Source organism: Crossiella sp. NPDC003009 (assembly GCF_053591555.1).
This window is the reverse complement of the sequence record NZ_JBSFUA010000023.1, coordinates 103,179-128,202: the sequence shown is the minus strand read 5'-3', so window position 1 is coordinate 128,202 and position 25,024 is coordinate 103,179. Positions and strand designations below refer to the sequence as shown.

The 25,024-nt window shown below is 70.2% G+C and carries 22 protein-coding genes; 4 read left to right on the top strand and 18 right to left on the bottom strand.

The genetic code is table 11. The annotated features are described in order from the left end of the window. Positions 1 to 957 (bottom strand): ALF repeat-containing protein (locus ACWDY5_RS23775; protein WP_449724365.1); only part of this gene is annotated, 957 nt, incomplete at its 3' end. A gap of 200 nt (positions 958 to 1,157) precedes the next feature. Between ACWDY5_RS23775 and ACWDY5_RS23770 the strand changes: the two genes are divergently transcribed. After that, positions 1,158 to 1,619, top strand: a complete 462-nt coding sequence (locus ACWDY5_RS23770) for a hypothetical protein (RefSeq protein WP_449724364.1) — start codon at positions 1,158 to 1,160, stop codon at positions 1,617 to 1,619. A gap of 777 nt (positions 1,620 to 2,396) precedes the next feature. Here ACWDY5_RS23770 and ACWDY5_RS23765 read toward each other — a convergent pair. Continuing rightward, on the bottom strand, positions 2,397 to 3,017 hold the full coding sequence (locus tag ACWDY5_RS23765; protein ID WP_449724363.1) for a TetR/AcrR family transcriptional regulator: 621 nt from the start codon (positions 3,015 to 3,017) through the stop codon (positions 2,397 to 2,399). Positions 3,018 to 3,144: 127 nt separating this feature from the next. On the opposite strand from ACWDY5_RS23765, the gene ACWDY5_RS23760 reads away from it, so the two are divergent. After that, positions 3,145 to 3,804 (top strand): peroxiredoxin-like family protein, encoded by a 660-nt coding sequence (locus ACWDY5_RS23760; protein ID WP_449724362.1) that lies wholly within the window; start codon positions 3,145 to 3,147, stop codon positions 3,802 to 3,804. Positions 3,805 to 4,277: 473 nt separating this feature from the next. Here the strand turns inward: ACWDY5_RS23760 and ACWDY5_RS23755 are convergent, their stop codons facing one another. From ACWDY5_RS23755 to ACWDY5_RS23680, 16 genes are all read right to left on the bottom strand, one after another. Next, complete coding sequence (locus ACWDY5_RS23755) at positions 4,278 to 6,575, bottom strand: terpene synthase family protein (protein WP_449724361.1); 2,298 nt, start codon at positions 6,573 to 6,575, stop codon at positions 4,278 to 4,280. A gap of 526 nt (positions 6,576 to 7,101) precedes the next feature. Further along, positions 7,102 to 8,166 (bottom strand): FecCD family ABC transporter permease, encoded by a 1,065-nt coding sequence (locus tag ACWDY5_RS23750; RefSeq protein WP_449724360.1) that lies wholly within the window; start codon positions 8,164 to 8,166, stop codon positions 7,102 to 7,104. Then, positions 8,163 to 9,227, bottom strand: a complete 1,065-nt coding sequence (locus ACWDY5_RS23745; RefSeq protein WP_449724359.1) for a FecCD family ABC transporter permease — start codon at positions 9,225 to 9,227, stop codon at positions 8,163 to 8,165. The genes ACWDY5_RS23750 and ACWDY5_RS23745 overlap by 4 nt, the downstream gene beginning before the upstream one ends. Before the next feature lie 34 nt (positions 9,228 to 9,261). Further along, positions 9,262 to 10,266, bottom strand: coding sequence for an ABC transporter substrate-binding protein (locus ACWDY5_RS23740; RefSeq protein ID WP_449724358.1), 1,005 nt, complete (start codon positions 10,264 to 10,266; stop codon positions 9,262 to 9,264). Between the two features lie 33 nt (positions 10,267 to 10,299). Continuing rightward, positions 10,300 to 11,046, bottom strand: coding sequence for an ABC transporter permease (locus ACWDY5_RS23735; RefSeq protein WP_449724357.1), 747 nt, complete (start codon positions 11,044 to 11,046; stop codon positions 10,300 to 10,302). Between the two features lie 22 nt (positions 11,047 to 11,068). After that, positions 11,069 to 11,275 (bottom strand): DUF7336 domain-containing protein, encoded by a 207-nt coding sequence (locus tag ACWDY5_RS23730; RefSeq protein WP_283659128.1) that lies wholly within the window; start codon positions 11,273 to 11,275, stop codon positions 11,069 to 11,071. Then, a complete protein-coding gene (locus tag ACWDY5_RS23725; RefSeq protein WP_449724356.1) occupies positions 11,275 to 11,889 on the bottom strand; it encodes a hypothetical protein in 615 nt (204 codons plus the stop codon). The genes ACWDY5_RS23730 and ACWDY5_RS23725 overlap by 1 nt, the downstream gene beginning before the upstream one ends. A gap of 160 nt (positions 11,890 to 12,049) precedes the next feature. After that, complete coding sequence (locus ACWDY5_RS23720) at positions 12,050 to 12,394, bottom strand: hypothetical protein (RefSeq protein ID WP_449724355.1); 345 nt, start codon at positions 12,392 to 12,394, stop codon at positions 12,050 to 12,052. Between the two features lie 103 nt (positions 12,395 to 12,497). Continuing rightward, positions 12,498 to 13,004 (bottom strand): DinB family protein, encoded by a 507-nt coding sequence (locus ACWDY5_RS23715; protein ID WP_449724354.1) that lies wholly within the window; start codon positions 13,002 to 13,004, stop codon positions 12,498 to 12,500. Positions 13,005 to 13,052: 48 nt separating this feature from the next. Next, positions 13,053 to 14,600, bottom strand: coding sequence for a GMC family oxidoreductase (locus ACWDY5_RS23710; protein ID WP_449724353.1), 1,548 nt, complete (start codon positions 14,598 to 14,600; stop codon positions 13,053 to 13,055). Beyond that, complete coding sequence (locus tag ACWDY5_RS23705; protein WP_449724352.1) at positions 14,597 to 16,126, bottom strand: APC family permease; 1,530 nt, start codon at positions 16,124 to 16,126, stop codon at positions 14,597 to 14,599. Before ACWDY5_RS23705 ends, ACWDY5_RS23710 begins: the two co-directional genes overlap by 4 nt. Before the next feature lie 36 nt (positions 16,127 to 16,162). After that, positions 16,163 to 17,635, bottom strand: a complete 1,473-nt coding sequence (locus ACWDY5_RS23700) for an aldehyde dehydrogenase family protein (RefSeq protein ID WP_449724351.1) — start codon at positions 17,633 to 17,635, stop codon at positions 16,163 to 16,165. A gap of 34 nt (positions 17,636 to 17,669) precedes the next feature. Beyond that, complete coding sequence (locus tag ACWDY5_RS23695; protein WP_449724350.1) at positions 17,670 to 18,827, bottom strand: aromatic ring-hydroxylating oxygenase subunit alpha; 1,158 nt, start codon at positions 18,825 to 18,827, stop codon at positions 17,670 to 17,672. Next, positions 18,824 to 19,966 carry an N-methyl-L-tryptophan oxidase gene (gene solA / locus ACWDY5_RS23690; protein ID WP_449724349.1) on the bottom strand — a complete coding sequence of 381 codons (1,143 nt, stop codon included), beginning with the start codon at positions 19,964 to 19,966 and terminating at the stop codon, positions 18,824 to 18,826. The genes ACWDY5_RS23695 and solA overlap by 4 nt, the downstream gene beginning before the upstream one ends. Before the next feature lie 14 nt (positions 19,967 to 19,980). Beyond that, positions 19,981 to 22,416 (bottom strand): GcvT family protein, encoded by a 2,436-nt coding sequence (locus tag ACWDY5_RS23685; RefSeq protein WP_449724348.1) that lies wholly within the window; start codon positions 22,414 to 22,416, stop codon positions 19,981 to 19,983. A gap of 176 nt (positions 22,417 to 22,592) precedes the next feature. Beyond that, positions 22,593 to 23,381 (bottom strand): IclR family transcriptional regulator, encoded by a 789-nt coding sequence (locus ACWDY5_RS23680; protein WP_449724347.1) that lies wholly within the window; start codon positions 23,379 to 23,381, stop codon positions 22,593 to 22,595. A 183-nt stretch (positions 23,382 to 23,564) separates the two neighbouring features. Between ACWDY5_RS23680 and ACWDY5_RS23675 the strand changes: the two genes are divergently transcribed. Together ACWDY5_RS23675 and ACWDY5_RS23670 are read left to right on the top strand one after the other, a co-directional pair. Then, positions 23,565 to 23,882 carry a bifunctional 3-phenylpropionate/cinnamic acid dioxygenase ferredoxin subunit gene (locus ACWDY5_RS23675; RefSeq protein WP_449724346.1) on the top strand — a complete coding sequence of 106 codons (318 nt, stop codon included), beginning with the start codon at positions 23,565 to 23,567 and terminating at the stop codon, positions 23,880 to 23,882. Beyond that, complete coding sequence (locus ACWDY5_RS23670) at positions 23,879 to 25,024, top strand: NAD(P)/FAD-dependent oxidoreductase (protein WP_449724345.1); 1,146 nt, start codon at positions 23,879 to 23,881, stop codon at positions 25,022 to 25,024. Before ACWDY5_RS23675 ends, ACWDY5_RS23670 begins: the two co-directional genes overlap by 4 nt.

Here is a 25,024-nt window from a genome sequence, read left to right as displayed (position 1 = left end):
CCTTGGCGCCCCTGGCCCGGAAGGCCTCCAGCGCACCGCGGTAGGTGGGCTCCTCCAGCACCACCTCATCGCCCGGTTGCAGCAGGCCCTGGGCGCAGCGGCCCGGACCGAGGAGTCCTGGGCGGCCTTGGTCTCCTCGGCCGCCTTCATCGCGGCCTCCTTGGCCAGCCGCGCGGCGGTGATCGCCTGCTCCGCGGCGACCTTGGCCGCCTCGGTCTGCTCCTTGGTGCGCTCGCCGGCGAGGCGGGCCAGGTCGACCAGCTGGGAGATGTCCTGGACTTCCTGGTCCCGCGCGGCGGCGACCTCGTAGCCGTAACGCAGGAAGTACTCGATGTCCTCGCGGCTGCCGTTGAGCGCGCGCTGCGCGGCCTTACGCACCTCGGGCCCGCCGATGGTCAGGATCTGGGTGACCCGCACCTGGTCGTCATCGGACTTGGCGTCGAAGAACCCGGCGAGCAGGAACCGCCGCCGGTCATCGGCCGTGCCCCGCAGCGCCTTCTGCGCGGCCGCCTTCACCCCGGGGCCGCCCTCGTCCATCGCCTGGGTGACCCGAACCTGGAGGTCGTCCTCGGCCGGCCGCCGCCAGCCGTCCTCGACGAAGGCCTTCTGCTCGGCCTGCGTGCCGAACAGCGCCCGCTGCGCCGCGGACTTGACCGCGGGACCACCGGCGGCCATCAGCTGCGCGATGCGCACCTGCAGGTCGTCGGCCTCCGGCTTGGCCCGGCCGGTGGCCAGGAACGTCCGGACGTCGTCATCGGTACCCGACAGCGCGGCCGCGGCGGCCCGCTTGAGGCCAGGACCACCGGATTTCAGCAGCTGCAAGGTCTCCGCCCGCGCCGCACCGGCCGGAACCTCCTCGGCGAGCGCGGCCGGAGCCGCCCCCACCAGGAGCGAGGTCACGACAAGCGCCGCGGTGACCGACCGTAGCGAGCGCAGCACAATACTGCGTTTGCGCACAGTAAATCCCCCAGGACCGCGAGTCCCTGTCGGACTCGACCAGGAAGAAATTTAACCACCGAATTTTTCAACACCGTGGTGACGCTGCTCACATTATTTCCGGACCCGGGGTGCGAATGCCTACCTTTTCCTCGGACCATCCGGCATTCGGGTGCGCCGATCCAAACCATCTCGTCACTGGGGGCACAACCGTGCGCTTTTTGTCCCGACTCGGAGTTCTCGTCTTCGCGGGCAGCACCGCGCTGCTGGGTACGGCCACCGCCGCCGTGGCCGAGGACAACCCGCCCCCGCTGGAGGAGGAGTACGACTACCCGGGCGCCGACAAGATCTTCGCAGAGCGCGGCATCCTGCTGAAGAAGGGCGACGGCAACGTCCTGCTCACCGACTGCGTCACCGGCGCTGACCTGCTGGAAGTCCGCGCCCGCAACCGCTCCCCGTTCTGCTTCAGCGTGCGCGGCAACACCGGCTTCCTGACCATGGAACTGACGGAGTCCTTCGTCGTCTTCAGCAACAGCACGCACACCACGGTCGCCAACTACACGGTCAAGGGTGTCCCCGGCTCGACCACCGTGGCGCCGGGCGGCGCCGAGGGAATCGGCGAGGGCGAGGGCCCCGGCAAGTCCGCGACCCTGCTGGAAATCCGCGTCAAGCGCGGAAACTAAGGACTGATTTGGTGTTTATCGCGTGATCATCGCCATCCGTTACAGCGTGTCGGTGATCACGCGATCAGCCCAATCCTTTTGTCCAGTTCCGGTCCGGCCGGAACGCACTTCCCGGCCATTCGGCGCTATCCGCACCGGCGGTTGATCTGCTCTTCCGGGCCGCTGTTTCCCGCGCCCGATCACCACACCGCCGGATCACCGCCACCGGTATCTCGCCACCGGTATCTCGCCACCGCCCGGCCATACCGCCGCTCCGATGCCCCGTCACCGCTCCGGCTTGGCCCGACCTCGGCCACGCCATCACTCCGGCGCTCGGTCACTACCCTGTCGCTCGGCCACCGCTCCGGCGCTCGGTCACCACTCCGACACCTGCCAGCCCCCGGGGGTCTGGTCGCCGCTCCGATTTGGCCCGGCTCCGATTTGGCGCGTCTCCAATTTGGCGCGTCTCCGGCCCGGCTCCGGCCCGGCTCCGACTGGCTCGACTCCGCCCCACCCGCCCCGGCTAGCCTCCGCCCATCTCTCCCGGCCTCGCTCGCGCCCGGCTGTCCGCGCCCCGAAATAGCGGAAGCCGCCCGGTCCGACTAGGCGGAGGGCGGCTTCCCGATGATGAACGGCGATCACGTCGGGCAGCGCGACTGGTGCAACGGCGCGCCCTGTCGGTCGACGCCTACGCCCGCGCAGCTTCCCGGTGCCGTTCATCGTGACGCTGTGGGTTGAGTTGTCTGCTAACAGGGTGACGCATCGACCCGGTTGCCGCAACGGGTTTATCAACTTCAGTTACACCAGGTAGGACTCCACCAGCTCCAGCATCGCGTCCAGCCCGCTCTCCAGCGCCACCGTGTCCCGCCGGATCTGCGTCAGCAGCAACCCGCCCTGCAACGCGGTGAGCACCGCGAGCCCCAGCCGATCCGGATCGGCCCCGGCCCGCAACTCCCCCCGGTCCCGCATCGCCCGCAACCCCGCCGCGATCGCCTCGGCCCACCGCGCGAACCCCGCCGCGACCTCCACCCGCGCCGCGGTGTCCGAGTCGGCCAGCTCGCTGCCCAGCGACCCGATCGGGCACCCACCCGCGCACTGCCGCGACCGCTGCAACTCCACCAGCGCGTCGCGCCACGCCCGCAGCCCGTCCATGCTGTCCAGCCGAGCGAAGAACGCCTGCTGCGCGGTCATGATCTGCTCGGTCTGGTGGGTGATCACCGCGCGCACCAGCGCGGGCTTGTCCCGGAAGTAGTGGTAGATCTGCGAGGTGCTGACCTCCGCGGCGGCCCGCACGTCCTCGGTGCTAGTCCCCGCCACCCCGCGTTCGAACATCAGCTGAGCCGCGGCAGCCACGATCCGCTCCCGGGTCGCCCGTCCCTTGGCCGTTAACCGCCCCCCGGCCCCACTCGCCTCACTCACGGCTGCACCCTATCCCGCCCGAACCAACAGTCTGGAGTTGACACTCCAAAAAATCCGGCTAGGTTCTGGAGTGTCCCCTCCAGACTTTCTGAATCACCAAACCCCTTGCCCCGAAAGGCAATCCCTCATGCCCAGCTACGCCGAACAACGCGACGCCCTCGTCACCCACCTCGCCACCCTGGCTCCCGCCGAAGTCCTGGCCCCCTTCGCCCAGGAACAACACGCCCGCGAAACCCAAGGCCTCCCACCCGGCCTCCCCACCCCGGGCACCCCCATCCCCGAAACCCCTCTCCTGGACGCCCACGGCAACCCCACCACCCTCGCGGCCACCCGCACCGGCCGGGCAGCCGTGCTGGTCTTCTACCGCGGCGCTTGGTGCCCGTACTGCAACCTGGCCCTCCGCACCTACCAGGAAGACCTCCTGCCACAGCTGCGAACCCGGGACGTCGCCCTGATCGCGATCAGCCCGCAGCGACCGGACGGCTCGCTGAGCACGCGGGAGAAGAACGAGCTGGCGTTCCCGGTGCTGTCCGATCCGGGCAACGAGCTCGCGCGGGCGCTGGGCATCGTCACCGAGGCGACGGCGGAGTCGAAGGCCGCCCAGGCCACGCTCGGCATCGACGTGGCCGCTGCCAATGCCGACCACACCGCGCAGGTGCCGATGCCGACGGTGCTGGTGCTGGATCGCGGCGGGGTGATCCGGTGGCTGGAGGTGCAGCCGAACTACGCCAATCGCACGGAGCCTGCTGCGGTCCTCGCGGCGGTGGCTGCGTTGGAGTCCGTGTAGTCCGTGTGGTCCGCGCGGGGCTTGGTAGTCCGCGTGGCTTCGCGGTGGCGGGTCGCGTGGCTTCGCGGTGGCGGGTGGGGTGGCTCGCTCGGTGTCGCTGGTAGGCCGGGCTCGGCGGTGCTGGGTTCGGCCCGGCCCGGCTTAGCTGGGTTCGGCTCGGTTAGCTGGGTCCGGCTCGGCTTAGCTGGGCGGGGCTGGGGTTGGGTTTCGTTGGGGCTGTTGGGTTGGGCGCTTGGGGACCGTGACCGGTTGTCCGCGCCGGCCTCCGCTTTCTCTGCGGTAACGAGACGATCATGGGGGTGGGTTCCGGGAGGGGTTCTGCTGTTGGCGAACAGGGTGGGGGTGGGGGTTGACGTGCGAGGGGGTGTGGGGTGGGTGGGGGTTGGGTGGGTTTGTGGTTTGGGTGGGTTGACAGACGCCGACCACGTCTGGGGGGACGTGGTCGGCGTTGGGGGTGCGCGGGGTTTTGGGGGTTAGGTGGGGGTTGGGGTGGGGTGGGGATTTAGGCGGGCGGCTGAGGTGCCTAGGCCGGTGGGGCCGATTGGGGGAAGTGGGGCGGGGGTGGGGTGCGGGGACGGGTGTGGGGTGGTGGGGGTGGAGTGGGGGGACGGGAGCGGGTTGGTGGGGTTGTGGCGGTGGAGGGCGGGTTCGGTGTAGCGGGTGCAGTCCTCGTGCCAGATGTGGATGCCGGACATCCAGTGTTTGAGGTCTTCGGCGTAGTGGAGCAGGGTTTGCTGGGCCTTGCGGTCGAGGTTGTAGTCGCGGAACAGGGCCGGGAACTCTTCGGCGAGGATGTGTTCGAACTGGTGCATGCGGGCGGTCATGAGTTTGTTGACCAGGTGGGCGGCGCGGGGCAGGTCGCAGTCGAGGAAGTTCTGGGTGACCAGGACGGCGTTGTGGAGCTCGCCCTCGAACTGGATCTCCTTTTGGTAGGAGTAGATGTCGTTCATCAGCATCGAGTAGTCCTGGGCGGACTTCTCCAGGGACTGGACCGGGCGGGAGCGGTAGATCTCCGGTGGGACGGACTGGCCCAGTTGCAGGCGGCACAACGACATCGTCATGTCTGAGCCGAAGGTGGCGCGGCGCATCTCGATGTAGTCCACCGGGTCCGGGATGCGGTTGTTGAACTGGTTCTCCAGTTCCCACACCCAGCTCTCGGTCATGTCCTCGACGGCTTTGCGGAAGACCTTGCGGTGCGGGCCGGTCATCGGGCCGGCGGTGCGGTTCCACAGGTCGGCCAGGCCGCGTTCCATGGCGTTGAGCGGGGCCTCGGTCTGGGTGGCGTCCAGGGGCATGAAGAGCTTGAAGCGTTCGGTTTGCAGGCGGGCGGCGGCCAGGTTGCGGGGGTGGCCGAAGATCAGGGGGTAGGCGTCGTCGCCGTAGGTGCCCCAGGCCAGCCAGGCCGAGCTGAGGTCGAGGCCCTCCGGGGTGGCGCCGGGGTGGATGCCCGCGGCGCAGAGGGGGAGGTCGTAGTCGCGGATCTTCTGTTCGGACCAGATGGTGCGGTCGGGCGAGGCGGGGTGGGGTTCGTCGAGGATGCCCATTTCCTTGGCCCACACCACGACGTTTTCCCTGGCCTGGTCCAGGTGTGGGCTGAGGGTGGTGGTGTAGGGGAGGTAGAAGTCGGGGCGGGGCAGGGGGCCGCACTGGCGGAAGGGGAGGTTGGTGAAGCTGCGCAGGCGTTGCGGCATGGTGCGCAGGATGGACGGGATGATCTGGGCGGCTGAGGTGCCGAGGCCGTTGGGGCCAGCGAGGGCCGTGGGTGCGGCTTTGCCGCCCTTGTTCATGTAGCGGCTGGAGCGCATGTGCCACTCGTGGCCGCCGGACTGCCAGTCCTGCAAGCCCTTCACGTAGGCCAGCACGGCCAGGCGCTGCTCCGGGGTGACCGTGAAGCGTTCGAACAGCGGGGGCAGTTCGGTGAGGGTGGTGTGCTCGAACTGGTGCAGGCGAGAGGTCAGCAGGTCGTTGACGGCCTCGGCGGCCTGCTGGGTGGGGATCTCCAGGAACTTCTCGAACACCAGCACGCCGTTGCTCAGCTCGCCCTCGTCGAGCACCTCGCGCTCGTAGGAGAACAGGTCGTTGCGCAGGTGCACGGCGTCGGCGAAGGTGTCGCGCAGCACCTCCAGCGGGCGGGCGGCGGCGATGCTCTCCGGCACCTCGGCGCCGGTGGCGTGTTCGATCAGGTTGGCCGACCAGGGCGCGCCGCCGACCTTGCGGCGCATCTCGATGTACTCGATCGGGTTGGACACCCGCTCGGCGTTGATGTTGGACAGTTCCCACAGCGACTCGTCGAGCAGGTTCTTGGTGCTCTCCACGAACCGCCGCCGCCAGTCCGCCGAGTGCGAGGGCACGGTGCGGTTCCACAGGTCCGCCAGGCCCTTCTCCACCGGGTTGGTCGCTTCCTCGGTGATCTGCCCGGTCACCGGCATGAACAGGCGCAGCCGGTCCAGGTAGCCGACCGCGCTGCCCATGTCGCGGGAGCGCTTGTACATCTCCAGGAAGTGGTCGTCGAAGTAGAAGACCCAGACGTACCAGTCGGTGATGAGGTTGAGCGTCGCGGTGTCGCAGTCGGGGTGGGTGTAGGCGCACAGCAGGGCGTAGTCGTGCGAGTCGAGGTCGTGCTCGTCCCAGATGGGCACGCCGTGCTGGGGCACGTCGATCATGTCCATCTCGTACGCCCACGCCTTGCTGTGGACGCGCGCCGCCTCCAGGTTGGGGTTCAGCCTGGCCGGGTAGGGCATGTAGAACTCGGGCAGCTCGAATGGCTGCATAACCTCGCACCTGTGCCTTCTCGCGGGGGACGTCGGACTGGGCGGCGCAGGGGTCGCCTGGGGCCAGGCAACCAGGCGATGCGGGCAGGGCCAACCACTCTGGGGTGGTTGCACACTTTAGGGAGTGGTCATCGCTCGACCAGCCCAACCAGGGGCGGGGAGGATGACAGAAGGTGCCGGATCGGGGGTTCGGTTGTCCGGGTTCTGGGGCCGGGAATGCCAGACAAATGGCGGTACCGGGGGCATCGGCCCTGCTCGCCTCGTTCGGGGGCGGTCACCTGTTCGGTGAAGGAAGGTGGCGCCCCGCGAAACGGGGGCGCGGGCGCGGGGCGCCACCTGGGCCAGGGGTTCCGCAATCGTTGGCGACGTGCGGAAACGCTGGGTAGACCATGCCTGGTGAACCGCGCGGATGATTGCTCCCGCAACACGTTCGTGTCCTGATCGAGGCGGCCGCGCAGCCTGCGGGCGGGGTTGTGTCCGCCACTGTCCGGATGCTGTTCGCTGTTGGGGAAAACGGTGTCGTTTCCTACCGGCCGCGCCGCCACTCGTGGGCCAGCAGCCACACCAGGTACAGCCCGCCGATCGCGCCGGTGACGATGCCCACCGGCAGCTGCACCGGGGCGAAAATCCGTTGCACGGCAAGGTCGCTGACCACCAGCAGCAGCGAGCCCATGAGCGCGGAGGCGGCCAGGTTCGGACCGGTCGCGCCGGTGAGCCTGCGGGCCAGCTGCGGGGCGGCCAGCGCGAGGAAGGCGATGGGGCCGGCCGCGGCGGTGGCCAGCGAGCACAGGGTGACGCTGATCGCGATGAGCACCAGCCTGGTGGGCTCCACCCGCACACCCAGTGCGGCTGCGGCCTCATCGCCCATCTCCAGCACGGCCAGCCTGCGCCCGTAGTGCAGGGCCAGCGGCAGCAGCAGCACCATGGCCGCGCCCAGCGGCAGCAGGTGGCCCCAGGTGCGGCCGTTGAGCGAGCCGGTCTGCCAGGCCTGCGCTTGCAGCGCGTCGTAGATGTTGGCCTGGGTGACCAGGTACAGGTTGACCGCGATGAGCAGGCTGCTCACACCGATGCCGACCAGTACCAGCCGGAAGCCCTGCACTCCCCTGGAGAAGGCGAGCAGGTAGGTCAGCACCATGGTCAGCGTGCCGCCGGCCAGCGCGCCGAGGGAGATCTCGGCCATGCTGCCCTGGTACCAGACGATCACCATGATCGCGCCGGTGGCCGAGCCGTGCGTGAAGCCGATGAAGTCGGGGCTGCCCAAGGGGTTGCGGGTCAGGCTCTGCAGCACCGCGCCGCTGACCGCGAGCGCCGCGCCGATGACGAGTCCGGCCACCACCCTGGGCAGGCGCAGGGTGAGCACGATGAACTCGGTGGGCCCGTCGCCCAGGCCCAGCAAGGCGTTGACCACCTCGCCGGGGGTGAGCGGGAAGTCCCCGGTGGTCATGCCGAACACGCCGGCGGTGGCCGCGCCGAGGGCCAGCAGCAGGCAGACCGTGAGCGCCCTGGGGTCCAGGCGCAGGGACAACCAGCCCCTGTGGACACGCAGCACCCGGCCCCTGATCGGCGTGGTACGTTCCTGGACACGGGTCACGAGTGCACCAGCTTCCGGCGGCGGCACAGGGCGAGGAACACGGGCGCGCCCAGGACCGCCGTCACGATCCCGACCGCGAGCTCGGCGGGCGCCACCAGCAGACGGCCGAGGATGTCCGCGCCCAGCAACAACATCGGCGCGAGCACCGCGGAGTAGGGCAGCACCCAGCGCTGGTCGGCGCCGACCAGCAGCCGGGCGATGTGCGGCACGGCAAGGCCGAGGAAGCCGATCGGGCCTGCCGCCGCGGTGGCCGCGCCGCAGAGCACGGTGATGGCCAGCGCGCCGAGCCAACGTGTCCGTCCGATGTGGACACCGAGGGCGCGGCCGGTCTCCTCGCCGAGGGCGAGTCCGTTGAGCGGACGGGCCAGCCCGAGGGCGAGCAGGGTGCCGCCGAGCAGGAACGGGGCGACCGCGGTCACCACGTCCATGCGGCGGCCTGCCAGCGAGCCCACGTGCCAGAAGCGGTACTGGTTGAAGGCGCCGGGGTCGAGCAGCAGCACCGCGGAGTTGAACGCCAGCAGCACCGCGGTGATCGCCGCCCCGGCCATGATCAGCCGGTCCGGGGTGACCGCGGCGCGGCCGGTGGAGCCGAGCACGTAGACCACGACCGAGGCGAAGGCCGCCCCGGCGAAGGCGAGCCAGACGGAACCGGAGGTGCCGGAGACACCGAGGAAAGCGATGCCGATGACCACCGCCGAGGAGGCGCCCATGGTCACGCCGAGCAGGCCGGGTTCGGCCAGGGCGTTGCGGGACAACGCCTGCATCAGCGCGCCGGAGAGCCCCAGGGCGGCGCCGACCAGCAGGCCGAGCAGGGTGCGCGGGATCCGCAGCTCGTGCACGATCACCGCCTCGGCGCTGCCGTCGTTGTGCCACAACACCGACCAGGTGTCGGCGAAGGGGATCGACTTCAGCCCCAGCCACACGCTGAGCAGGCACACGAGCGCGAGCGCGGCCAGCGCGAGCAGCAGCCCGCCCGCGCGCAGGGTGACGCCGCGCAGGCGGGCCGGGCGCGGTGGGGCGCTGCCCCGCCTGCCGGGCACCTGGACCATGTGGATCTCCATCCGCGGAACGGGATTCCTCGCTGCCCGGCTCCGGTCACTTGGCGGCGAGGATCGGCACCAGGTTCTTCAGCGCGAAGGGCATGCTCAGCACGGTGTTGAACGAGATGGCCGCGCCGATGGGCGGCTCGTAGTAGGAGACGAACAGGTCCCGCTTCTCCTTGGCGACCTTGAGGCGCTGGTACACCGGGTCGGCCTTGACCTTCGGCTCGCTGGTCGCGTCGCTGGTCAGCCAGACCAGGCGGTCCACCTCGAACAACTCCGGCAGGCCTTCGGAGCCGACCTCGATGATGTTCTGCTCCTTGGGCGCCTGGCGCAGGCGGTCCGGGGTCTGGAAGCCGAGGTCGAGCAGGAAGGCCAGCTTCGGGTCGTGCGCGGCGAAGGCGGCGAAGATGCCGGGCTGGAAGTTGTCGGCGACCAGCGCGGTCTGCTTGGCCCACTCGGGGTGGTCGGCGCGGGCCTTGGCGAACTGGGCCTTGAGGTCGGCGATCTTGGCGTCGAGCTCCTTGTCCTTGCCCAGCGCCTTGCCGATGGTGCGGGCCATCTCCTCCCACGGGGTGGCGTAGTCCGGGTGCTTGCCGGACTGGGCCACCACCGGGATGTTGAGCTTGGTCAGCGTCTCGTACTGCTCCTTGGTGATGCCGGAGTACTGGGCGATCACCAGGTCCGGGCGCAGCGAGGCGACCTTCTCCATGTTGATGTCGTCGCGCTCGCCGACGATGGTGGGCTCGGTGCCTGCCCACTTCTCCGCCTGCCACGGGAACTTGCCGAAGGGGCGTTCCTTGAACCAGTCCACGACGCCGACCGGCTTGACGTCCAGGGCCAGCGCGGTCTCGTGGTCGGACAGGCCGAGGGTGACCACCCGCTGCGGGCGCTTGGTGATCTCGGTGCTGCCGTACTTGTGTTCGATCTTCACCGGGAAGACGCCGTCTCCCCCGCCCTGCCCGGTGGCGGGTGCCGTGCCGCCGGATCCGCAGGCGGTGAGCACCAGGGTGGCGGCCAGGGCGATGGCCACGCCGGGCAGCCGAGTTCTCATGGACATGCGCTTTCCTCCCAGTGACGAGCTTAGGAAAGCCTAACCTCTGCTGCGGGGGCCGCCGATGTGACCCCGGGCGATCAGTTCCACGGTGACCAGCACCGCGACCGCTTCCACAGCCAGTAGTCCGATGAGCACAACCAGTTGGGTGGCACCGGCTGCCAGCGGGGTGGCGCCGCCGAGCAGCATGCCGACGAAGGCGCCGGGCAGGGTGACCAGCCCGACGGTGCGGGTCTGGTCCAGGGCGGGCACCAGGGCCTGACCGGCGGTGGGACGGCAGAGCTCCAGCACCGCGTCCCGGGGGGACAGGCCCAGGGCCAGTGCGCCTTCGTACTCGCCGTGCCGGGTGTGCCACTCGTCCAGCGCGCGCCGGCCGGCCAGGCTGGTGGCGGTCATCGCGCCGCCGATGAGGATGCCGGCCACCGGCAGCACCGCGATCGGTGCGAGGGGCACCACCCCGCTGGCGGTCAACAGCAGCAGCACCGGGAGCGCGCCGCCGGCGATCGCCAGGGCGAGCCAGCCGCTGTCCCGCGGTGCGCTGACCCGGCGGGCGGCGGTGAGCACGGCGACCGCGCACATCAGCGTGATGAACACCGCGGTCCATCCGGCCGAGCGCAGCACGCCCAGCAGCACCAACGAGATCAGCGTCAGCTGGAGCACCGCGCGGGCGGCGGCGGTGAGCACCGGGCGGGCCGGGCCGAGGCCGCCGAGGCGGACCACGGCGGCGGCGAACACGGTCAGCAGCAACAGCACGACCGCAAGTGACGGCCCAAGGTCAACGCGCACCAGCGGAGTGTGCCCGGCCGCCTCAGACGGTGAGGAAGCCCTCCGCCCACTGGTCGGCGTTGACCCGGTACTCGGCGATGTGGAAGCCGTTGGGCTCCTCGCGGAAGCCGGGTAGCGCGCGGGAGCGCTGCACGCGCGCCTCGGCCTCGGTGCGGGTCGCGTAGACGCCCAGCAGCTTCTCGTCCCGGCCACCGAGATGACTGGTGTGCCACAACAGGTAGACGTACATCAGTGGGTGCGTCCCCTTCCGGACGGGGGTGGCGGTCCCTGGTACGGCGGCCAGGCCACCGCGGATGGATACGGAGGTGGTCGCCGCGCCGCTTCGGCGGCCCGGCGCTTGCGCCGGTGGCGCAGCCACAGCAGCAGGCCGGTCAGGCCGCCGGCGAGCAGCACCGCGAGCAGGATGAGCACGACCGGCAGCCAGAACCCGAGGTCGCCGTCTCCGGTGGTCTCCTCGAGCTGGGGGTTGCGCTCGCCGAGCCGATCGGTCAGCTCGGCGTGGCTGGCGCGCACGACCACTCGCCCGTTGAGGGTGATCTCAAGCTCGTCGACGCGCCGCGGGTAGGTGTCCCACACCACCTTGGCCGCGCTCTGCCCGGCCGCTTCGGCATCGGCCCTGGGATCCTTCAGCTGCGCCTGGACGCGCAGCCGGACCAGGCCATTGTTGCTGGAGTGCTGGGTGGAGACCTGCGCCAGACCGGTTTGTTCCAGTCTGCCACCGAGTTTGACCAGTTCGGTGCGGCCGGCGCAGCCGGTGAGCAGGAGTGCGCACAGCACCGCCACGAAGGCGCGCGGGCCGGGACGGCGGCCGGGGCGCGGGGCGGGTCGCGTCGGTGTGGGCACGGCTCCAGTGTTACCGCGTTATCGGCCGGGGAGCCCGGGGTCGGGTCATAGGGAAAGCGCGACGAGATCGGACCGTCATCTTTCGCACCGGCGGAGTGTCGTGACGAGTGCTGCGCGTGACAAGCTCCGGGCGCCTGCCACGCGCAACGCCTCGGCTAGGTCAGTAGCCGCCGACCGATCGCAGGACCATGTCGAAGCCACGCTTCTCGTAGTACCTGACGAGCATGTTGGTGCCGGTGCAGTTGGCGTTCGTCCAGACCCGCTGGTAGTGCTCGGTGTTGTTGTCGATCTGGTTGAACGACCGGCCGAAGGTGGCGCACTGGCCGGAGGGGACCGCGGCGAACTCCGCGACGGGCCTGCTGAGATCAAAAACGCAGGCCCAGCCGACGGAGCAGTCCGGGAAGGGCTTGGGCGCCGGGGCCGCCGAGGCGGGGGTGGCCAGGCCGGCGGTCAGGGTGGCCGCGGCCGCGAGCGCCAGACCGGTGCGGGCAAGACGAGAAGTCAACTCAACCTCCGATGGGGAAATCCTCAACGGGATGAGTCTGGTCAGCGCCACGGTGGCGGGAGAAGCCTTTCAGGTATGTCCAAACTCGCTTGCGCTGCCCGGTTCAGGCGCCGGTGACGCCGTCGATGCCCTCGCGCAGGAAGTCGGCGTGGCCGTTGTGCCGGGCGTACTCGTGGATCAGGTGCAGCATCACCAGCCGCAGCGAGACGTGCTCGCCCCAGCGCGGCTGGTAGCCGGTCACCTCCAGCGACTCCGCCGCCAGCTCGATCCGCCGGGAGTGCTCGACCTCGGCCTCCCAGGCGGCGAAGGCCTCTTCGCGGGTGCAGTTCGTGGCGTCGTAGGCGGCCTGGAAGTCGAAGTTGTCCGACCAGACCAGCGGGATGTCCTCGGCGTTGATCACGCGGCGGAACCAGGTGCGCTCGACCTCGGCCAGGTGCCGGACCAGGCCGAGCAGGGACAGCGTGGAGGGCGGCGAGGACTGGCGGCGCAGGTCCTCGGTGGACAGGCCCGCGCACTTCATGGCCAGGGTGGCGCGGTGGAAGTCCAGGTAGACGCGCAGGGTCTCGCGTTCGCTGCCCTGGTAGGGCGGCTCGGGACGTTCGGTGATCATGGCGGGCAGGGTAACCGGCGGCGCTGGTGGGCGCCGCCGGTTATCCGCTCAGCTCGCCTTGATCAGGTCGGCGCACTTCTCGCCGATCATCATGGTGGTGATGCACGGGTTCACGGTGACCAGGAACGGCATCACCGAGCCGTCGGCCACCCGCAGGCCGTCGATCCCCTTGACCCGCAACTGTGGGTCGAGCGGGGCCTGGGCGTCGCCGGGCGCACCCATCCGGACGGTGCTGGAGGGGTGGTACACGGTGTTGTGGGTGCGGCGGATGTAGTCGAGCAGCTCCTCGTCGGTGGTGGCTTCCGGGCCGGGGAACAGTTCGGGACCAGCCCACTCCGCCATCGCGGGCTGGGCGACGATCTTGCGGGCCAGCCGCAGGCCGTGGGTCATCACGTGCTCGTCGTGCGGGTGGCTGAAGTAGCGCGGGTCGACCATGGGCTTGTCCCGGTAGTCCCTGCTGCGCAACCGGACCGTGCCCAGCGAGCGGCTGCGGGTGACGTTCGGGGTCAGGCAGAAGCCGTTCTCCGTGGTCGGGTAGCCGTGCCGCAGGGTGTTCAGGTCGAAGGGCACCGAGCCGTAGTGGAACATCAGGTCCGGGCGGTCCAGGCCCTCCTGGGTGGTGGTGAAGATGCCGATCTCCCACCACTGGGTGGACTTGCGCGACATGGGCTGCTTGGCCTGCCACTGGATCACGCCCTCGGGGTGGTCCTGCAGGTTCTCCCCCACCCCGGGCGAGTCGACCAGGACGTCGATCCCGTGCTGGCGCAGGTGTCCGGCCGGGCCGATGCCGGAGAGCATGAGCAGCTTCGGGGTGTCGATCGAGCCGCAGCTGACCACCACCTCCCGCCGGGCTCGCACTTCCAGGCTGTGGTGCAGGTCCGCGGCCAGGTACTCCACCCCGGTGCACCGCTTCTGCTCGTCGATGAGCAGCCGCTTGACCCGGACCCCGGTGCGGATCTCCAGGTTGGGCCGCTGCCCGATGATCGGGTGCAGGTAGGACACCGAGGAGGAGGAGCGCACGCCTTCCTTGGTGGCGTTGATCTGGAACCAGTTGGCGCCGTTGACCACCGTGGTGCCGCTGTTGAACGGGGTGGTCGGAATGCCTTGCTGGGCACAGGCTGCCAGCAGCGCGGCGCCGCAGGGGTCCTCGCCGGGCACGGTCATGATGTTGACCGGGCCGGAGCGGCCGTGGTGCTCGCCGGGCGCGTCGTTGGTCTCCAGCCGTTGGTACAGCGGGAAGACCTCGGCCGCGCTCCAGCCGGTGCAGCCCATCGAGGCCCACTCGTCCAGGTCCTCCGCGGGCGCCCAGAAGGCGATGCAGGAGTTGTGCGAGGAGCAGCCGCCGAGCACGCGGGCACGGGCGTGCCGGAGGAAGGAGTTGCCGGTGGCCTGGGGTTCGACTGGGTAGTCCCAGTCGTAGCCGGACTCCAGCAGCGCCATCCACCGGTCCAGCCGCAGGATCGCCTGATCGTCCACATCGGACGGTCCGGCCTCCAGCAGGCAGACCCGCACGTCCGGGTCCTCCGACAGCCGCGCGGCGACCACCGCGCCTGCCGTGCCGCCGCCGGCGACCACGTAGTCGAACTCCTCCATCAACGCACCTCCGGCATCGGGGCCGCCTCGGCCGGCGTGTGCGCGTGGTCGGCCAGCACACCACTGCGGTGGCGCTGGATGAACCAGTAGTACGCGAAGCCGATGATCGTGACGGCGCCCACGAACAGGACCGCGCCCCACTGCAGGTACCAGTGGAACGGCGGGCTCGGGTTGTAGATCACCTGCCGTGGCCACAGCAGGTTGACCACCATGGCCGCACCCCACAGCACGGCCACGATGTTGACCGGCAGCCCCCACTTGCCGAGCCCGAAGCGGGGTTCCGCACCCTCCACTGTGGCCAGTGGCCAGCGACCGCGGAACCTGGCGATCAGCAGCGGCACGGTGACGAGCAGGTAGGCCAGGTAGATCAGGATGATCGCGATGCTGGTGACCACCGAGAAGATCTGCGGCTGGCCGATGTTGATCATCAGGAAGGCGATGCCGAAGGCGCCGATGAGCAGCGCGGGCAGCACCGGGGTCTGGAACCGGGCGCTGACCTTGGCCAGCTTCGCGCCGCCGGGCAGGTTGTTGTCCCTGGCCATGGCGAACATCATCCGGATCGCCGCGGTGTGCACCGCGAGCACGCACACCACGATCGCGATGGCCACCGAGATCAGGAAGATCTTGCCGACCACCGGGCCGAGCACGTCCAGCACGATGTACTGCAGGCCGATCGTGCCCAGTTCCGGCGCGTTGATGTCGCGCACCGCCATCAGCGCGAACAGCAGCAGCAGGCCACCGATGACGAAGGAGGCGGTCACCGCTCGCAGGATGGACTTGGGCGCGTTGCGGCAGGGGTCCTTGGACTCCTCGCCGAGGGAGGCCGCGGTGTCGAAGCCGTACATCACGTACAGCGAGGCCAGCGAGGCGGCCAGGAACGCGCCCATGTAACCAAGACTGTTGCCCTCGCCGGTGCCGTGGGTCTCCAGCACCACCGCCGGTCCGCGCACGGCGAAGGCGGCCAGCACCACCACCATGATCACCGCGGCGATCAGCTCGATCAGCACGCCGGCGCTGTTGATCCGGGCCATCAGCTTGACCCCGCAGGCGTTGATCACGGTGGTGAACACGATCAGGATGCTGGCCAGGATCACCGCGTTGGTCGGGTTGTCCGGCACCAGCTGGAAGCCGTCCCAGATCTGCGGCAGCGTGATCTGCAGGGCCAGCGCGGTCGCCGCGACCGTGGTGGCGGAGGCGGCCAGCATCAGCCAGCCGGCCAGCCAGGACACGTGCGGGTTGCTGAGCCGTTTGGCCCAGTTGTAGATCGAGCCCGCGATCGGGTAGCGGGCGGCGAGCTCGGCGAAGCAGAGCGCGACCATGAGCTGGCCGGCGAAGACCATCGGCCAGGACCACCAGTAGGCGGGGCCGCCCTGGGCGAAGCCGAGGTAGAACAGTTGGAAGGTGCCGGTGAGGATGGAGATGTAGCTGATCCCGGCGGCGAAGGTGTGGAAGTTTCCGAGGGTCCTCTTCAGTTCCTGGCGGTAGCCGAACTCCTGGAGCTCAGCCTCGTCCGAGCGGACGGTCGTCATGGCAACCTCCGAGCGTGGTGGGGTGCGGGGGCAGGGTCACTCGCCGGAGAACCACTTCTGCGGCGCCGGCCGAAGGTTGTGCCAGATGTGCTTGGCCTCGCGGTACTCGTTGAGCCCGCTGGGGCCTAGCTCACGGCCGATGCCGGACCGCTTGAAACCACCCCATTCCGCCTGGGGCAGGTACGGGTGGTAGTCGTTGATCCAGATGGTGCCGTGCCGCAGCCGCCCGGCCACCCGCTCGGCCCGGCCCGCGTCGCCCGTCCACACCGCGCCGGCCAGGCCGTAGTCGGTGTCGTTGCCGATCCGGATCGCGTCCTCCTCATCGGTGAAGGTCTCCACCGTGAGGACCGGGCCGAAGGACTCCTCGCGCAGCACGGACATCCCGGACCGGCAACCGTCCAAAATGGTCGGTGGGTAGTAGAACCCGTCGGCCAGCGCGGGGTCTTCGGGCCGCTGTCCGCCACAGCGCAGCACCGCGCCCTCGGCGATCCCGGCGGCCACATAGGCCTCGACCTTCTCCCGGTGCGCGGCCGAGATCAGCGGACCGGTCTCGGCCCGCTCGTCGAAGGGCCCGCCGAGGCGGATCTTCCGCGCGCGCTCGACCAGCGCGTCGACGAAGCGGTCGTGCCACTCCTGCTGAATGATCAGGCGCGCGCCCGCGGAGCAGACCTGGCCGGAGTGCAGGAAGACCGCGGTGAGCGCGTAGTCCAGCGCGGTGTCGAAGTCGGCGTCGGCGAAGACGATGTTGGGGTTCTTGCCGCCGAGCTCCAGGGCGATCTTCTTCACCGTGCCCGCGGCGCTGGCCATGATCCGCTGCCCGGTGGACAGGCCGCCGGTGAAGGAGACCAGGTCGACGTCGGGGTGCTCGGACAGTGGCGCGCCGGCCGCCGGGCCCGCGCCGAGGACCAGGTTGCCCGCGCCGTGCGGCAGTCCGGCCTCCACCAGCAGGCGCATCAGGATGATCGCGCTGCTGGGGGTCAGCTCGCTGGGCTTGAGCACGAAGGTGTTGCCGGCGGCCAGCGCCGGGGCGACCTTCCAGGCGGTCTGCAGCAGCGGGTAGTTCCACGGGGTGATCAGTCCGCACACGCCGACCGGCTCGTAGACCACCTTGCTGGTGGCGTCCGGGTTGCCGGTGTCGACCACCCGGCCGGCGTCGGTGGCCGCGATCGAGGCGTAGTAGCGGAAGCAGGCGGTCACGTCGTCGATGTCGTACTCGGCTTCGACCAAGCGCTTTCCAGTGTCCATGGCCTCGGCGCGGGCCAGCGCGACCTTGTCCCGCTGCAACAGTTCGGCCACCCGGAGCAGCAGCCGCCCGCGTTCGGCCGCGGGGGTGCGCGGCCAGGGGCCGGTGTCGAAGGCGGTGCGCGCGGCCGCGATCGCCGCCTCGGTGTCGGCGCGGGTCGCTTCGGCCACGGTGGCCACGACCGAGCCGTCCGCGGGGCAGCGGATCTCCCGCTGGCCGCCCTCCCGTGCTGCCAGCCATCTGCCGCCGATGAACAGCTCGGCCATACAACCTCCTAGGTATGTGTGGCCGCTATCTAATTCAATCTTCCGGTTTCGCGCACCCCGAAGTGGGCACGAACTTGCCCGTTGCCTCCTGAACCCACTGGTGGAACGCCTCGATGTGATGTTCGCTGGGTACGAGTACACCACCGTCGCGGTAGGCGCGGGAGGACATGGCAGGTTGTGTCCTCTCGCAGGCCTGGAAATCCTGCTCGTTCACCCGGTGGAACAGCTCGACCGAGCGGGAGACGTCCTTGCCCGCGGCCACCACCTCGTTGGTGTAGAGCCAGTCGCACTCCACCACGGTGCGGCCGGGGGCCAGTGGGAACATGCGGTGGAAGATGATGTGGTCGGGCACCAGGTTGATGAAGACCTGCGGTTTCACCGTGATCGCGTAGTAGCGCCGGTCCTGGTCCTCGCGCAGGCCGGGCAGGGGTTCGAAGCCGGGGCTGCCGTCGACGGTGAAGCCCTGGATGTCCTGTCCGAACTCGGCCCCGTGGCCGACGTAGTACTGGGCGGCGTAGCCGTCGGCGAACTCGGGCAGCACCTCGGTGAGCTCGGGGTGGATCGTGGCGCAGTGGTAGCACTCCATGAAGTTCTCCACGATCAGCTTCCAGTTGGCGCGCACGTCGTAGACGATGCGGCGGCCCACCGTCAACTGGTCGATGGTGTAGGAGTCGATGGCTGCCAGGGAACCGAGGCGTTCGGTGATCGCCTGCTGCACGGTGCCGGCGAAGGACGGCGGTTCCGGCGCGAGACACACCCAGAGGTAGCCCAGCCATTCCTTGACGTGCGCGGTGACCAGGCCGTACTCGACGCGGTCGAGGTCGGGCATCTTGGTCAGGTTGGGCGCGGCGATGAGCTTGCCGTCCAGGTCGTAGGTCCAGGCGTGATAGGAACATTGGAAGTTGCGTTTGACCGTACCGCTGTCCTGGGTACAGATCCGCGCGCCGCGGTGGCGGCAGATGTTGAGGAAGGCGCGTGGCTGTCCGGCCCGGTTGCGGGTGAGGATGACGCTCTCCCGTCCGATCTGGACGGTGCGGTAGGCTCCCGGACCGTCCAGATCGGACAGCCGCGCGGCGCAGAACCACATGGCCTCGAACAGGTGCTGCTGCTCGGCGGTGAAGACCTCGGGGTCGGTGTAGGCGCTGCCGGGCAGGGTGGCCAGCAGGCTCGGGGGCAGACCGGTTGCGGTCACGGGGTCACCTCGGAGAGCCGTTCGGGGCGGAACAGGTCGATGGGGTGCGCGGTCGTGCCGGTGAGCGCGAGGTCGGCCAGGATCTCGCCCACCACGGGCACGAACTTGAAGCCGTGCCCGGAGAACCCGCAGGCCACGGTGACCCGCTCGTGCGCGGGGTGGGTGGCGATCACGAAGTGCTCGTCGGCGGTGTTGGTGTACATGCAGGTGGCCGCGCGCAGGAACGTGCCGGGCAGGCTGGGGATGCGCGGCAACAGCTGGGCGCGCATGGCCTCGACCTCGTGCGGGTGCACGGTGCGGTCGATGGTGTCGGGGGTGCAGGTCTGGCCGCCGCGGAAGAAGGCGACCTTGGCCCCGTCCTCGGGGCCGTCGCTGGCCGGGAAACCATAGGCCTGGACGCCGTCGGCGGCTTCCCAGATGTAGATCGGATGTACCTCGGGTTGGAAGGGGCCGGTGCCGCCGGTGGGGGCGAACCAGTACTGCACCTGGCGTTCGATCACGAACGGGATGCCGAGGTCGGCGAGCAGCTCCGGTGCCCAGGCTCCTGGGCAGATCACCAGTTTCTCCGCGCGGTACTCCCCCGCCCCGGTGCGCACGCGGACGCCGTTGCCGTCGCTGGTCCAGTCCAGCACGGGTTCGTGGTAGCGCAGGTGCGCACCGGCCTTGCCGGCGAGTTCCAGGTGGGCGGTGACGGTGGCTTCCGGGCGGACGAAACCGGCTTTTTGTTCGTAGAGCGCGATCTCGTCCTCGCCCGGGGTCATGGTCGGGAAGCGGCGGCGGATCTCCAGCGCGTCCAGCATCTCGTGCGGCAGGTCCCAGGTTTCCGCGGAGCGCTGGCTGCCCTTGACGGTGAGGCTGTCCGGGCGGCCGATCATCACGCCGCCGGTGACGGTGAGCACCTCGCGGCCGGAGTCGGCGGTGAGCCGGTCGAAGAGCTCGTAGGAGCGCAGCAGCAGCGGCACGTAGGCCGGGTCCTCGAAGTAGGACTGGCGGATGATCCGGGAGCCGCCGTGGCTGGATCCGTTGTGGTGGGCGGGTCCGAAGCGGTCCAGGCCGAGCACCCGGCTGCCGCGGGCGGCCAGGTGGCCGGCGGCGGCGCTGCCCATGCCGCCGAGGCCGATCACGATCACGTCGTACATCGGGCTGGTCTCCTTCAGCGGCGGATGCGGGCCATCTCGGGGTCGAACAGCGGTTCGGCGGCCACGGTGGCGTTGAGCTTGCGGCCGAAGTACTCGATCTGCACTCCGGTGCCGGGAGTGGCGGCCTCAGCGGGTAGCCAGGCATAGGCGATGGGTCTGTCCACTGTGTACCCGTAGGCGGCCGAGGTGACGTAGCCGACCGGTTTTCCTTGGTGGAACACGGGTTCCTTGCCCAGGACGTTGCTGGTGCGGTCGTCCAGGGTGAGGCAGGACAGGCGGCGGGCCGGATTTTCCGGGTCGAGCTTGGCCAGGGCGTCGCGGCCGAGGAACTCGCCCTTGTCCATCCGGACGGCGAAGCCGAGGCCGGACTCGTAGGGATTGTGCTCGTCGGTCATGTCGGTGCCCCAGGCGCGGTAGCCCTTCTCCAGGCGCAGGCTGTTGAATGCGCTGCGCCCGGCGGCGATCACGCCGTGCTGTTGTCCTGCCTGCCAGAGTTCGTCCCACAGGCGGGGGCCGAGCTCGGCGCTGGTGTAGAGCTCCCAGCCCAGTTCGCCCACATAGGACAGTCGCATGGCGGTCACCGGGATCAGGCCGACGTGGATGCGCTTGGCCCGGAAATAGCCGAAAGCCTTGTGCGCCAGGTTCTCCGGGACGAGTGGCTGGAGCAGTTCGCGGGCCAGCGGGCCCCACAGGCCGATGCAGCAGGTGCCGCCGGTGATGTCCCGGATGTGGGTGGCCGGGTCGGTGTTCTGGCGGAGCAGCCAGTCCAGGTCGAGGTTGCCGTTGGCGCCGACCTGGAAGTCCTCCGGGCCGAGGCGGGCCACGGTGAGGTCGCTGCGCACGCCGCCGGTGTGGTCCAGCAGCAGGGTGTAGGTGACCGCGCCGGGTTTCTTGTCCAGCTGGTTGGTGGTCAGGCGCTGCAACAGCGCCAGCGCGCCGGGGCCGCTGACCTCCAGTCGTTTCAACGGGGTCATGTCGTACATGGCCACGCGTTCGCGGGTGTGCCTGGCCTCGGCGGCGGCGATCGGCGACCAGTAGCGGGCGGCCCAGTCATCGCGCTCGGGCAGCTCGATGCCCTCGGCGAGGTGCGCGTTGGACTCGTACCAGTGCGGGCGTTCCCAGGCCGCGGCCTCCAGGAAGAACGCGCCCAGCTCCTGTTGCCTGGGGTAGAACGGGCTGGTGCGCATCGGGCGCGGGTACTCCATGGGCTGCAACGGGTGCAGCACGTCGTAGACCTCGACGAAGTTCTGCGCGCCGCGGGCCTGGACGAACTCCGGGCTGAGCTGGACCTCCTCGAAGCGGTGCAGGTCGCACTCGTGCAGGTCCAGCTCGGACTTGCCCGCCACCAGCCACTGGGCCAGCGCGCGGGCGACTCCGGCGGAGTGGGTCACCCAGACCGCCTCGGCGGTCCAGAAACCCTTGACCTCGCGGTGTTCGCCGATCAGCGGGAAGCCATCCGGGGTGAAGGAGAAGATCCCGTTGAAACCTTCGTCCACTGTGGACTGATCGAGCGCGGGCAGCAGTTCTGTCGCGTCGGCCCAGGCGGGGCCGAAGTCCTCCTTGGTGAAGGCCAGCATGGACGGCATCGCCGACTCCTCGGCGCCTGGCAGCTCGTCCAGGCTCACCGGCATGGGGCGATGGGCGTAGGAGCCGATGCCCAGGTGGTCGGTGTGCTCGCGGAAGTACAGGTCGCGGTCCTGGTGGCGCAGGATCGGGCGGACGGCTTCCAGCGCGGGGTCGATGGCGCCCAGCTCGGGCAGCGTGCTGGTGCGGACGTACTGGTGCGCCAACGGAAGCAGCGGCACAGTGAGGCCCACGAGCGCGCCGATCTTCGGGCCCCAGAACCCGGCGGCGCAGACCACGACATCGGCGGGGAAGTCGCCCTGGTCGGTGCGCACGCCGCTGACCCGGTCGCCGGTGGTGAGGACGTCCAGCACCCGGTGGTGGGCCAGGAAACGGGCGCCGCGGACGATCGCCCGGTTGGCCTGGGCTTCTCCAGCGCGCAGGGCGCTGGCCAGGCCGTCCGCTGGCACGTGCAGGCCGCCGAGCACCAGGTCCGGGTTCAGCATCGGCCAGAGCTTCCGGCATTCGGCGGCGTCCAGCAGCCTGGCTTCCACGCCCCAGGAGGTGGCCCAGCCGTGCTTGCGGTGCAGATCGGTCCAGCGTTGCGGAGTGGTGGCGACCTCGAGGCCGCCGACCTTGCGGAAGCACCAGCCGTCGTTCAGGGTCAGCTGGTCGTACTTGCGCACGGTGTAGGCGGCGAAGGCGGTCATCGTCTTCGACGGGTTGGTCTGGAACACCAGGCCGGGGGCGTGCGAGCTGGAGCCGCCCGCGGCGAACAGCGGTCCCTGCTCCAGCACGGTCACCGAGGTCCAGCCCCGCTCGGTCAGCTCGTCGGCGAGGGCGCAGCCGACGATCCCGGCCCCGATGACGACCACGTTCGGCTGCACGGCTGACTCCTCTCCGCCCGGCGGCGGGGTGGTGGATGGAGTTGCGTATAGCGCACCGGGTTGTGCGATGCGAAACACGGTGCGGCCGTGCGGGCAGCCTTGTCAAGACCGGATCCCGCTGATGGCGCAGCGGTGCCCAGGCAGGTGAACTCGCTGTTACGACAAGGGATCCGGGCTCAGGCCCAGCCCATCCGCCTGGAGACCTCTGCCCCGGCGGCCACCACCTGTTCGGCGACTTCCGGCAGGCGCTCTTCGGTGAGTCGATAGGACGGGCCGGAGATGCTGATCGCGGCGATCACCGCGCCCTCGTAGGACCGGATCGGGGCGGCGAGGGCGTTGAGCCCGATCTCCAGCTCCTCGACACAGGAGGCGAAGCCGCGTTGCGCGACCACGACCAGCTCCTCGCGGAGCTTGCGGGTGGAGGTGATGGTGTGGTCGGTGAAGCCCTCGAGGCGGCGGCCCAGCACCCGGCGCACCTCGTCGGGGCGCATGTGCGCCAGCAGCACCTTGCCGCTGGAGGTGGCGTGCAGCGGGGTGCGCCTGCCGACCCAGTTCTGGCTGCTCACCGCGGCGGTGCCGCGGGCCTGGGTGACGTTGACCGCGGCCGCGGCCTCCAGGTCGGAGATGGCCACGTTGACCGTCTCGCCCACCTCGTGCGCCAGCTCCGCGCACACCTGGCGGCTCTGCTGGGTGATGTCCAGGCGGGCCGCGGTGGCCCCGGCCAGCCGGATGATGCCCAGGCCGAGGTGGTACTTGCCGCGGTCCTCGGTCTGCGCGACCAGCCCCCGGTCCTCCAGCACGCCGAGCAGCCGGAACGCGGTGGACTTGTGCACGCCCAGCTCGGCGGCGATCTCGGTGACCCCGACCTCGCCGTCCCTGGCCAGGATCTCCAGCACGCTCACCGCCCGGTCGACGGACTGCACCGAACCGGCGGCACGGGGTTCGCGGTCGCAATCGCTGGGCATGAACCCCACGGTAACCACTCTGCCGAACGGCCGCCGTCCAAACGCGCAACGCGTTGGCAACACATTTCGCCGGTTTCACCTCTTGACGGGACCGGGCAGCTGGACGGACGCTGTTGCGTATAGCACATCGTGTCGCGCACTACGCAACAACTCCCACTCCGTTACCCCGCCATGGAGGGCGTGATGATCGCCGTCTGCCGCCTCGACGAGCTGCCCCCAGGAGAGGCCGTGCGGCTGCTGGCCGACGTGCCGGTCGCCGTTTTCAACGTCGACGGCGAGCTGTACGCCATCGACGACACCTGCTCCCACCAGGACGCCAGCCTCGCCGAGGGCTACCTGGAGGGCTGCTTCGTGGAATGCCCGCTGCACGCGGCCAGCTTCGACCTGCGCACCGGCCGCCCGACCTGCCTGCCCGCGAAGAAGCCGGTGCGCACGCACCAGGTCAGCGTCGCGGACGGGGTGATCTACCTGCACAGACCGGCCGAGCAGGGCGTCGCATGAGATCCGTGGCGGTCATCGGCGCCGCACTGGCCGGCCTGTCGGCCGCGCGGGCGTTGCGGGACCAGGGTTTCCAGGGGCGGCTCACCGTCATCGGCGCGGAGTCGCACCGGCCCTACGACCGGCCGCCGCTGTCGAAGAACTTCCTGCTCGGCACGATCGGCCCGGCGGACCTCACGTTGGCCGAGGAGTCCGAGCTGGCCGAGCTGGACGCCGAATGGCTGCTCGGCCAGACGGTCAGCCACCTCTCCCCCGGCCTGGGCGCGCTGGAGCTGGCCGATGGCAGGCGGCTGCGCTGCGACGGCGCGGTGATCGCCACCGGCGCGACCCCGCGCAGCCTGCCGGGCGCGGAGTTCCTGGCCGGGGTGCACGTGCTGCGCACCCTGGACGACGCCGTCGCTTTGCGCGCCGACCTGGTCCAGGGTTCGCCGAGGGTGGTGGTGGTCGGCGCGGGCTTCATCGGCGCGGAGGTCGCGGCCAGCTGCGCCGCGCTTGGCCTGCACGTGACCATCGTGGAGGCCGCTCCCTTGCCGCTGGCTCCGGTGCTCGGCCAGGAGATGGCCGCGCACTGCCTCGGCCTGCACGCCGACCACGGCGTCCGGCTGCTCTGCGGGGTCGGGGTGGGCGGGCTGCTCGGGCCGGGCCGGGTCACCGGGGTGGAGCTGGCCGACGGCCGACGTCTGCCCGCCGACGTGGTGGTGGTCGGCATCGGCGTGCGGCCCAGCACCGGCTGGCTGCACGGTTCCGGCCTGCCCCTGGACAACGGCGTCAGCTGCGACGCGGGCGGGGTGACCAGGCTGCCCAACGTGGTCGCGGTCGGCGACGTGGCCAACCTGGCCGGCCGCCGGGTCGAGCACTGGACCAACGCCGCCGAAGCGCCCACCGTCGCGGTGGCGAACCTGTTGGCGGGGCGGACCGTGCACACCGGGCGCAGCGCGCCGTACTTCTGGTCCGACCAGTACGGGGTGCGCATCCAGTTCGCCGGGCACACCCGGCCGGGCGATGAGGTCCGCATCGCCGAGGGCGAACCGGACTCGCGCAGCTTCCTGGCCGTCTACGAACGCGAAGGCCGGACCGTGGCCGCCCTCGCCCTCAACCGCGCCAAGCCGTTCACCCGCATCCGCCGCGCCCTGGCCGCGGTCTGA

Coding starts and splice junctions, on each gene's coding strand:
- ACWDY5_RS23760 (WP_449724362.1), top strand. CDS start 3,145: ATGCCCAGCTACGCCGAACAACGCGACGCCCTCGTCACCCACCTCGCC.
- ACWDY5_RS23755 (WP_449724361.1), bottom strand. CDS start 6,575: ATGCAGCCATTCGAGCTGCCCGAGTTCTACATGCCCTACCCGGCCAGG.
- ACWDY5_RS23745 (WP_449724359.1), bottom strand. CDS start 9,227: ATGGAGATCCACATGGTCCAGGTGCCCGGCAGGCGGGGCAGCGCCCCA.
- ACWDY5_RS23740 (WP_449724358.1), bottom strand. CDS start 10,266: ATGTCCATGAGAACTCGGCTGCCCGGCGTGGCCATCGCCCTGGCCGCC.
- ACWDY5_RS23730 (WP_283659128.1), bottom strand. CDS start 11,275: ATGTACGTCTACCTGTTGTGGCACACCAGTCATCTCGGTGGCCGGGAC.
- ACWDY5_RS23715 (WP_449724354.1), bottom strand. CDS start 13,004: ATGATCACCGAACGTCCCGAGCCGCCCTACCAGGGCAGCGAACGCGAG.
- ACWDY5_RS23705 (WP_449724352.1), bottom strand. CDS start 16,126: ATGACGACCGTCCGCTCGGACGAGGCTGAGCTCCAGGAGTTCGGCTAC.
- ACWDY5_RS23700 (WP_449724351.1), bottom strand. CDS start 17,635: ATGGCCGAGCTGTTCATCGGCGGCAGATGGCTGGCAGCACGGGAGGGC.
- solA (WP_449724349.1), bottom strand. CDS start 19,966: ATGTACGACGTGATCGTGATCGGCCTCGGCGGCATGGGCAGCGCCGCC.
- ACWDY5_RS23680 (WP_449724347.1), bottom strand. CDS start 23,381: ATGCCCAGCGATTGCGACCGCGAACCCCGTGCCGCCGGTTCGGTGCAG.
- ACWDY5_RS23675 (WP_449724346.1), top strand. CDS start 23,565: ATGATCGCCGTCTGCCGCCTCGACGAGCTGCCCCCAGGAGAGGCCGTG.
- ACWDY5_RS23670 (WP_449724345.1), top strand. CDS start 23,879: ATGAGATCCGTGGCGGTCATCGGCGCCGCACTGGCCGGCCTGTCGGCC.